Source organism: Streptomyces sp. NPDC048361, assembly GCF_040651795.1.
Taxonomy (GTDB): domain Bacteria; phylum Actinomycetota; class Actinomycetes; order Streptomycetales; family Streptomycetaceae; genus Streptomyces.
The window spans coordinates 77642-84167 of sequence record NZ_JBEZKW010000034.1; the positions used below are offsets into that span (position 1 = coordinate 77642).

Below are 6526 nucleotides of genomic sequence, written 5' to 3' on the forward strand. Positions count from 1 at the left end.
TGCACGGCCTATTAGGGGTGACCGACTGGAACATTTGTCCAAGACTCCGGTGCGCGGTAGCGGCGATCGTGGGTTCATGAACCGCAGCCTCATCGAAGTCGCCTTCCAGGCGCTCGCCAGCAACGACCCCGACCGGATCTCTGCGGTCTTCACCGAGGACGCCGAGTGGTTGTCGCCCCCGGGGAACGCCACTGTCGCCGCGCTCAAGTTGATCGACCACAGGCTCAAGGTGACCAGCCACATGGTGGGCAGGGAGGCGATCGTGCGGTTCTGGGCCGAGGACTTCCCCCGCTTGTTCGTCGGTGACCTTGGCGTCACCTTCCACCAGTTTCACGCCGACGGTGAGCGGGGGATCGTGGAGGCGACCGTGACGGCGATGCTCGTCAACGGCAACCACCACATCAACGATTACTGTTTCGTCTTCGAGCTCCGGAACGGGCTGATCCACCGCGTCCGCGAATACACGGACACAGCCCGCGGGCACCGCATGACCTTCGGCAACGTTCCACCGTAGCGATTCCCGACCCGGCCGCATCCGGCTCGGCCTTCGACGAACAAGCCGGCTGAGGCTGAACTCGTGGTGTCGTACGGGGTGACGGCTGGCCGGGTGGCTGCGGTATCACCGGAGTCATGCGGTATCCACAAGGGGGCGGGCTGACCGCCGAACGGCAGCAGTTCCGCGAAGAGTTACGGCTCCAGGCGGCCGAGCGGTTCGCACGGGGCGAGGGCAGTAGCGCGATCGCCGGAGATCTGCGGGTCAGTGTCCGTTCGGTCCAGCGATGGCGTCACGCGGGCCGCGTTGTCTGTACCGGGTGCTGGACGGTTGTTTCCGGCGGTGCACCAGGGGTGAGGCCGGGGGTGTGCCCCCCCGAATCGCCGGGCGCCCGTAGGAGCAGGTCAGTCCCGTGGGCAAGCCGCTTGCGTACGCCGACACCTCTTGTACGCGATAGCCGGGCAGAGGTGCGGGGAGCCGGGGGCGGGGGGCGGCCTGGGACGCGGGCGGGATCTCGGGTTCTGCCGTGTGGAGGGAAAGGACGCCATGGCGGACTCGGGGTGCATGCCGGGCAAGCGCGCTCGTGGGCCCACAGCCGGACTGGCGGCTCAAGCGGGAGACGGTGCGGGTCCTGGTCGCCGTTGCAGTCCCGCTGTGGGCCCGGCCAGACGCCAACTCGGGGCGCCGCCCTCGTATCTGTTGCACCATCTGTTGCACAACCTGTTGCGGCATCTGTTGCACCCCCCCTCCTCGTGACAGTTACAAACTGCCTGCTCAGACGCCATGCTCGGCCCTGGTGGGGGTCAGGCATCCCCTTCTACCCGACTCCCTACGCCCGATGATCAAGAAAAGGAGGGTGGGGCTTGGTCTGCGGGAGCGGCGGGGACGGAACGCCATGGGACGGGTTCGCGCGGTCACCGTGGTGCCCGCGCCGATCGGCGGGCCATGCCGCCTGCCATGGCAGGGGAACGATGCCTGGGGCCCGGCTGTGCTCCCGGGCCCCCGGCATCTGTGCACGCACCGACTGGAGTGAGGTGCGTGCAGCTCAACGATCGCCAGGCGCCCTCGTATGTGCGCCACGGGGGTGAGCGTGCGGGTGCGGCCGGCCTGCCTCACGGTGGTGCTATGGCCACAGACCGGGTGATCGTCGTGTATCCGCCTGACGAGACGGGCGGCCGCCGTGTGCGGGTCGATGGCAGCATCCTGGGCAGGGCCCGGGATCTGCGTGATCTGACCGAGTACCTGAGACGCGCGGGCCTGGACGGCCTCGACGACCTGGACGTGGTCCGCTCGCCGCTCATCGAGTGGCGTGGTGGAGGGCCGCAGGACTGGGATCCGCGGTGACCCTCGCCCCTTCACGGGGAGATCAGCTATGGATCCTGGCGCACGGGTTGTCTCCTGGGGCTTTGTTGAACACCAGGCAGAGCCATGTCCCGGACGGAAACACCCGTTCGCCCTTCCACACCCATTCGATGGTGGAGACCCTGGTACTGCCCCAGCTCTCCCGCGTCGCGGCCTGCCACCCGGTGACGTTGTACGCCGTGGACCCCGGGTTGCGCGTACAACTGCGCGCGCACCCCGCTGCCCCGACCATCCATGGTGCCGCGCACGGTGTTGACGCGTAGGCCGGCGCCCGGACCGACAGATCGACCCTGTCCGCGTGCACGTTCGCGTTGGCATGGGCGGGCGCCGCGCAGATCATGACCAGCGCGGCTGTCACTGTCAGAAGCCGTATCTCAACCGATCATGGAATGTGTGGGTCGAACAGGTTTCCCGCCGGGGTGATCTTCCCGTTGTACGCGCATGAAGACAGGGCCTCTCGGTAGCTCGGGGATGCGAATCTGACCGAGCAGTGCCGGGAGGCTCTGGTGTCGTTGTTGTTCGTGTCCGAGCCCGTTCAGTTCAACTCGGCTGCTCCATCGTGTGATTGCCTCGCGCATGTGTACGGCAAAGCGGCCGGCCATCCGGAGTGGGAACGATGGTATCCCTGCGACATGTCGGACGCGGAATGGGCGGCCGTCCGGCATTGCTGCCGGTGCCGGCCTGGCTGAAGGGCCGGGGCGGGCAGCCCCAGGGCTACTGCCACCGCAGCTGCTGGACGCGATCCGCTACCTGGTCGCGGGCGGGATCTCCTGGCGGGCGATGCCCGCGGACTTCCCTGCGTGGGGCCGCGTTTACGCCTTCTTCCGCCGCTGGCGCGAGCACGGGCTGATCACAGAGTTCCACGACCGGCTGCGCGGACGGGTGCGTGAGCGAGAGGGTCGTGAGGCGGAGCCGACGGCCGGGATCATCGCTGCGCAGTCGGTGAAGGCCGCGGCCTCGGTGCCGTCCGTCTCACGCGGCTACGACGGCGGAAAGAGAGGGGGCGGCCGCAAGCGGCACATCGTGACCGACTGCCTCGGCCTGCTCCTGGTCATCGCGGTCACCGCCGCGAACATCGGCGACCGCGGCGCCGCGACGGGCCTGCCGGCCCGGCTGCGCCGCATGCACCGCGACATCTGCCTGGTCTGGGCCGACGGCGGCTACACCGGCTTCCTCGTCGACTGGTGCCGGGACAAGCTCGCGCTGACCCTGGAGATCGTCAAGCGCACCGACGACATGGAGGGGGTTTGTGGTGCTGCCCAGGCGCTGGGTGGCAGAGCGCACGTTCGCGTGGCTGATGCATTCGCGCCGACTGGCCCGGGACTACGAGACGTTGCCCGCCAGCAGCGAGGCAATGATCCGGTGGTCGATGGTCACCCGGATGAGCCGGCGCCTGGCACGGCCACGGGCCGCCGGCCGGCGCTGAACATCCCCGACGTCTCCTGCACGAGCCACCCACGTTCCGCCAGCCGCCAGGCTTTCGAGCGCACCACCTCGACCTACGCCGACGCCGTCCCAAGGCCCAACTCCACCGCGATCTCCCTGGCTTTCAGCGGCCCCTGGCCCGGAGGCTGCCGCTCCTCGAGCACGCCCAGGATCCGCTGGTAGTCCGGCGCCAGCACCGTGATCGGCAACCCTTCGAGTGAATCGCCCCGGTTCGAATGGAGACTCGATTTCATGAAAGGATCGAGTCGTGGCACGACCTTCCCGATACCCGCTTGAGCTCCGCCGTCGCGCGGTGCGCATGGTCGCCGAGGCAGGCGACGACTACCCGAACGAGACGGCCACCCTGCAGGCGGTGGCCGAGAAGCTCGGCATCGGCTCCCGCGAGACGCTGCGGAACTGGGTGAAGCAGCACGAGATCGATACGGGGGCACGTCCGGGGGCGACGACGGAGGAGTCCGCCCAGCTCAAGGCGTTGAAGAAGGAGAACGCCGAACTGAAGCGGGCCAACGAGATCCTGAAGGCCGCGGCGAGTTTCTTCGCGGCCGAGCTCGACCGGCCACACACACGCTCGTAGCGTTCATCGACGAGCACCGGGACCGCTTCGGCGGCGTCGGCCGATCTGCAGGACGCTCACCGGGCACGACTGCAAGATCGCCCCTTCCACCTACTACGCCCACAAGAAACGCCTCGAAGCTCCCTCCGCCCGTTCCGTGCGCGACGAGGAACTCAAAGAGCGCATCCAAGAGGTCCACACGTCCAACTACCGCGTCTACGGGGCCCGGAAGATCTGGCGCGAACTGAACAGGCAAGGACATGCCGTGGCCCGCTGCACCGTCGAGCGCCTCATGCGCGAACTCGGCATCACCGGCGCCGTCCGCGGCAAGAAGGTGATCACCACGCTGCCCGGCGGGCAGGCCGAACGGGCGCCGGACCTGCTGGACCGCGACTTCGTCGCTGCCGCCCCGAACCGCTGCTGGGTCGCGGACTTCACCCACGTGAAGACCTGGGCCGGTGTCGTCTACGTCGCCTTCGTCGTGGACACGTTCTCCCGCCGGATCGTCGGCTGGTCCGCGGCCACCGTGAAGGAAACGGTCTTCGTCCTGGACGCCCTGCAGATGGCCGTGTGGCAACGTGACCGCGACCAACACCCAGTTAAGCCAGGCGAGTTGATCCACCACTCGGATGCCGGGTCGCAATATACGAGTTTCCGGCTCGCCGAGCATCTGGACGCCGCCGGCATCGCCGCCTCGATCGGATCGGTCGGCGACGCCTACGACAATGCCCTGATGGAGAGCACGATCGGCCTGTACAAGACCGAACTGATCAAGCCCCGACGGCCCTGGAAGTCGCTCTCCCAGGTCGAGTTGGCCACCGCAGAATGGGTCGACTGGTACAACCACCGCCGACTCCACGGTGAGATAGGGCACGTCCCGCCCGTCGAATACGAAGCCAACCACTACATGGAATCCACGAAACCCCAGGTCACAACCATCATCTGAGATCTCTATCGAACCCGGGGCGGTTCAGATAGGTGAGCCGCAGGACATCAAGACGAAGAATTGCAGTGTCTGGCTCCACACCGGGGACTGCAATATCACGGCGACGATCCATTTCAACGCGGTCTACACCTGGTACCTGTGCACCGCAGAGGACGCGCCGGCGTCCCAGTACGGGTGCCCACCCGCGGACCTCCTGTTCCTCGGACCCGAAACACTCGAGAACCAGACCCAGACCGTCGCCCGGACTCTGACGATGACCGAGTTCAACTCGGGCATCGACCCCGTCAAGATTCTCCTCGGTGATTTCATCGAATGCGGCAAGAAGATCCTGCCGGGCAATGACGGCGGAAGCTATAAGGGCTGTGCCTGGGCCATGGTGTTGGCCGTTCCCGGCGCCAAGATCGCTGAAGCCCTCCGGTATGCGGGATTGGTCGAGGAAGCGATCAAGAGCGGGGTGGGAGCCGAAAAGCTCCTGGGTGACCTCAAGAAGCTCATCGGTGAGAAGCCCTCAGCGGCAGACCTGGCCAACCCCGACAGCCTCGCTGGGATGGCGCTCCGCCTCTCAGAGCGCATGGCTGACCGCTCGAAGGCGGCAAACAGCCTCGACCTGGACCTCGTCAGGAAGCTCGAGGCAAGCGGCGCCAATCTCGAGCGGGCGGACCTCATCATGGTGGTCCGGTACGCCCGGCCAGGGGTGCCACTGGCCTGGCTGGAGAAGGGCAACGCCAAGGCAGGACTCGTTCACATTCTCCTGCGGCACGGCGGTGAGTTCATCGAGCGGGGTATAGCGTCGGAGGACATTCCCAAGCTGCTGACCCGGGCCCTGAACGAAGGCAAGATCGTCGGCTACCAGGGTGCCGACACCGGTAGGCCGATCTACGAAACCGTGTACAACGGGCGGACCCAGCGACTCGCCATCACGGTCGGCGATAACGGATTCATCGTAGGAGCGAACCCCGCATGACCAACACCTCCCCTCCAGACCATCTGCTGATTCGGGCTCAGGGTCAGCCATCACCGATCTACGCAGTGGACAGCTGTGACCCTGTCGAACCCCACGGCCCCCCACGCAACATCCCTCTAGATGCAGCGGAACTGGCGCTTCCCGATGGGCTGGCACAGCAGCTGGCCGAATGGTCCCAGACCTGCCCGGCTCACAAGCCCATCTCTGCAGTGGAGTTGCGCACTCATCAAGAAAGAGGTCTCGAACTCGCCAGGGCTCTGGCCATATATCTCGGGCCCCTGTGGGCCGTGCGCTTCTGGGACGAAGGCCACAGCACAGCAAAATTCGTCTGCTGGCAGTGTCCTCGTCTGCACTGGGTCCAGGACGCGCACACCAATCCACCTGCGCCGTTGCACATCAGCGTCGAGGGTGAATACAAGTGGCATCCGCTCCGAGCAGAAGGAATCGGAGACTTTGCGCCCGATGACCCTGCCTTCAGCCTCGACCTGTCCGACGAACTCGTTGCCGACCTGTACCAGTGGTCCCATGACATCGACGCCAACATGGAGCTCTACCTGCGGGAGCGTGACGAAGCCAGCGATGACGCCAGGCGTGCGGAGCTCGACCAACGAGGAACCAAACTAGCCGAACGCACTGCCCTTGAGCTGGGCCCTGGCAGGCGTGTTACCTACGGAGGGCTCGCCTAGGAGGATGCCCCGGAAAAGGGGCGCTGCCTCAAGCTCGTAAGCGCCGCGGCCAGCCCGATAGGGCGTGGGGCGGGAA

The 6526-nt window shown here is 66.6% G+C and carries 7 protein-coding genes and 2 pseudogenes; all 9 read left to right on the forward strand.

The genetic code is table 11. The features are described 5' to 3' along the window. Positions 1 to 76: 76 nt before the first annotated feature. The 9 genes and pseudogenes from AB0D31_RS20640 (at position 77) to AB0D31_RS20680 (ending at position 6450) form a co-directional block, all read left to right on the forward strand. Positions 77 to 514 (forward strand): nuclear transport factor 2 family protein, encoded by a 438-nt coding sequence (locus tag AB0D31_RS20640; protein WP_362724950.1) that lies wholly within the window; start codon positions 77 to 79, stop codon positions 512 to 514. A gap of 116 nt (positions 515 to 630) precedes the next feature. After that, positions 631 to 1335: a helix-turn-helix domain-containing protein gene (locus AB0D31_RS20645; protein WP_362724953.1), complete on the forward strand. Its 705-nt coding sequence runs from the start codon at positions 631 to 633 to the stop codon at positions 1333 to 1335. Positions 1336 to 1618: 283 nt separating this feature from the next. Further along, positions 1619 to 1837 carry a hypothetical protein gene (locus tag AB0D31_RS20650; RefSeq protein ID WP_362724956.1) on the forward strand — a complete coding sequence of 73 codons (219 nt, stop codon included), beginning with the start codon at positions 1619 to 1621 and terminating at the stop codon, positions 1835 to 1837. A gap of 62 nt (positions 1838 to 1899) precedes the next feature. Further along, positions 1900 to 2118, forward strand: coding sequence for a hypothetical protein (locus AB0D31_RS20655; RefSeq protein WP_362724959.1), 219 nt, complete (start codon positions 1900 to 1902; stop codon positions 2116 to 2118). A gap of 517 nt (positions 2119 to 2635) precedes the next feature. Further along, positions 2636 to 2992: pseudogene (locus AB0D31_RS20660) on the forward strand (transposase); the annotation flags it as partial. Positions 2993 to 3152: 160 nt separating this feature from the next. Beyond that, positions 3153 to 3281 carry a hypothetical protein gene (locus tag AB0D31_RS20665; RefSeq protein WP_362724971.1) on the forward strand — a complete coding sequence of 43 codons (129 nt, stop codon included), beginning with the start codon at positions 3153 to 3155 and terminating at the stop codon, positions 3279 to 3281. Between the two features lie 318 nt (positions 3282 to 3599). Beyond that, a pseudogene (locus AB0D31_RS20670) lies at positions 3600 to 4800 on the forward strand (IS3 family transposase). A 253-nt stretch (positions 4801 to 5053) separates the two neighbouring features. Continuing rightward, positions 5054 to 5764: a hypothetical protein gene (locus tag AB0D31_RS20675; protein WP_362724962.1), complete on the forward strand. Its 711-nt coding sequence runs from the start codon at positions 5054 to 5056 to the stop codon at positions 5762 to 5764. Next, positions 5761 to 6450: a hypothetical protein gene (locus AB0D31_RS20680; protein WP_362724965.1), complete on the forward strand. Its 690-nt coding sequence runs from the start codon at positions 5761 to 5763 to the stop codon at positions 6448 to 6450. The genes AB0D31_RS20675 and AB0D31_RS20680 overlap by 4 nt, the downstream gene beginning before the upstream one ends. The last annotated feature ends 76 nt before the right edge of the window (positions 6451 to 6526 follow it).

What these genes read in the sequence shown, in the direction of transcription:
- AB0D31_RS20650 (WP_362724956.1), top strand. Translation starts at nt 1,619, where the DNA reads ATGGCCACAGACCGGGTGATCGTCGTGTATCCGCCTGACGAGACGGGC.
- AB0D31_RS20675 (WP_362724962.1), top strand. Translation starts at nt 5,054, where the DNA reads ATGACCGAGTTCAACTCGGGCATCGACCCCGTCAAGATTCTCCTCGGT.
- AB0D31_RS20640 (WP_362724950.1), top strand. Translation starts at nt 77, where the DNA reads ATGAACCGCAGCCTCATCGAAGTCGCCTTCCAGGCGCTCGCCAGCAAC.
- AB0D31_RS20680 (WP_362724965.1), top strand. Translation starts at nt 5,761, where the DNA reads ATGACCAACACCTCCCCTCCAGACCATCTGCTGATTCGGGCTCAGGGT.
- AB0D31_RS20665 (WP_362724971.1), top strand. Translation starts at nt 3,153, where the DNA reads ATGCATTCGCGCCGACTGGCCCGGGACTACGAGACGTTGCCCGCCAGC.
- AB0D31_RS20645 (WP_362724953.1), top strand. Translation starts at nt 631, where the DNA reads ATGCGGTATCCACAAGGGGGCGGGCTGACCGCCGAACGGCAGCAGTTC.